Genomic DNA, 2,097 nt, shown 5'->3' with positions numbered 1-2,097 from the left:
CCATAACGATATGATTCTGAGGACTCATGACGGTTTGGTACTAGCATCCCAAACGGATAGAAATAAAATCAATTAAAATTCTGATAAAACTGATTGTAAATCAGCAGGCACAAAAAATAAAGAAAACATAAATTTTGCAGATATCTTTTTTTATTTTTCATTCCTAACTAATATTTTTGGAGAAATATTACAATGAAAAAAACGACCCCTATACCCCCACTGTTTAAGCAATTCATAAAAGATACCGAAACCGGAAAACGTCTGAAAAAGAATGGCGAACGTATCAAACCGGATTCTATACAAAATTATCATTATGTTTTACAAAATCTGATTCAGTTTTCAAACGATACCAGTTTTGAATTGCGTATTTGTGATGCTTCAAAACTGAATAAAAGAGAATTACAATCGGAAAAAAACTATTGGAAAAAGTTCTACCAAAAATTTACGGATTACTTGTACAAAAAAGGTTGTCATGATAATTATGTTGGCTCTAACATTAAAGTCATCCGGGTTTTTTTTAACTATCTGAAAAACGACAAAGATTTCTTTACCGGAGATTTTCAACGGTTGTTTTATGTTCGCAAGGAAGAAATCGAAATTCTGGTTTTATCACCGGAACAATTAAAATTTCTGATCCATGATAAAGAATTTGAAAATAGTTTATCCGTGAGCAATCGTCGGATTAAAGATATTTTTGTTTTTGGCTGTACAACAGGATTACGCTACTCTGATATTTTTCTACTGACGAATAAGAATTTTGAACAAGTAGGAAATGAGTGGTATTTAAAATTAAAATCCAAAAAGACAAAAACGTTTAGCCATATCAAACTTCCGGCTTATGCAGTGGTAATTTATCAAAAGTACAAGACTAAAAATGTCAAAAATCCGGTATTTGGAAGTACAAGCCTCTTTAATTTTAATAAAAGTCTCAAACAAATAGGCGAATTAGCCAATTTTACGGCCTCTGTTGAAGTTTCAAGGGAAAAACAAGGGAAACGTTTGCTAAAACAAAATAACAAGATTGCTAGTCGTTTTTGCGACAAAATGAGTTCCCATATGATGCGACGAACCGCGATTACAACATTACTTATTTTGGGTATGCCGGAACATTTGGTTCGAAAAATAAGCGGACACAGTCATGCAAGTGGCTCGTTTAATCGCTATGTACACTATGCTCAGGTGTATATTGATAAGGAAATTGAAAAAGTACATCTGAAGTTGGAAAATAGTGTGCAGTAGAGTCACACTATATGTTTCCAAAATACTTTAACAATAAAGGAATTCAAAGAGGGTAATCAAAAAATGACTATTGATTACCCTCGTATTTTTTATTAACATAGATGATCAACTCGTTTGTAATGTCTACAGTTTCTTTAGCAAATAGAACAGATCGTTTGTTTTCGGATCCTAAGATAAAGTCGTAATTTTTTTCTTTTGAAAAATCAGAAGTATAACCATTTATTCTAGACCATATTTTAGCGGATTCTTCCGTAGCGAATTGTTGATTAAATGCTTCGAACTCCTGTTTTTTGGTTATCAATTCTCTGGTGATGGCTTCTTTCTGTATTTCGGAAGCACCTTCCTGTTGTAAGGCAGCATACAAACTATCTAAAACTTTTTTTCGGGAATTAAATTCTTGTTCGCCTCTTTTTTTCAGTTCTTTAGTCATGTTAAAGCCATCAAAAAGCTTAACATTATCTACAAAAACAATTTTAGGGCTATTATTCGCTATAAAGAAAGTAGCAGCTCCAACAACGATTAACAAAAACAAAGCGATGTTTGTTATGATTAAAATACGGAATTTATTTTCGAACACGGTTTTACTTGTTATTTTTTTTCAAAAGTAAAACTATTTCCGCAATAAAAAATTGTATATTCAAATTAAATTTAACCAATAATAACGTTCAAATTCAACCTGTAATAACAGCCAAAATCATCGAGTTTTTTATGGCTTTTTCAACCACTTAAAGTCATTTTTCAAAAATGTTTTTAAGCTGGAACCCTTTATAATTACTACGTTTTCAAATCATTCTTACACTATCCGTTTGGGATGCTAGTACCAAACCGTCATGAGTCCTCAGAATCATATCGTTATGG

General features: G+C 31.9%; 2 protein-coding genes. One reads left to right on the top strand and one right to left on the bottom strand.

Translation table 11 applies throughout. From position 1 onward, the window contains the following. Window positions 1-192: 192 nt before the first annotated feature. Window positions 193-1,239, top strand: a complete 1,047-nt coding sequence (locus tag AAFN64_RS17615) for a tyrosine-type recombinase/integrase (RefSeq protein WP_347761490.1) — start codon at window positions 193-195, stop codon at window positions 1,237-1,239. A gap of 67 nt (window positions 1,240-1,306) precedes the next feature. On the opposite strand, the gene AAFN64_RS17610 is transcribed toward AAFN64_RS17615, so the two are convergent. Beyond that, complete coding sequence (locus AAFN64_RS17610; RefSeq protein ID WP_347761489.1) at window positions 1,307-1,816, bottom strand: OmpH family outer membrane protein; 510 nt, start codon at window positions 1,814-1,816, stop codon at window positions 1,307-1,309. Between the last annotated feature and the right edge of the window lie 281 nt (window positions 1,817-2,097).

Origin of the sequence: Flavobacterium sp. CAU 1735, assembly GCF_039888695.1 — a bacterium.
In the GTDB taxonomy this organism is placed as follows: Bacteria; Bacteroidota; Bacteroidia; order Flavobacteriales; family Flavobacteriaceae; genus Flavobacterium.
Note: the sequence above shows the minus strand (reverse complement) of the source record. Positions and strands in the feature narration are given on the sequence as shown.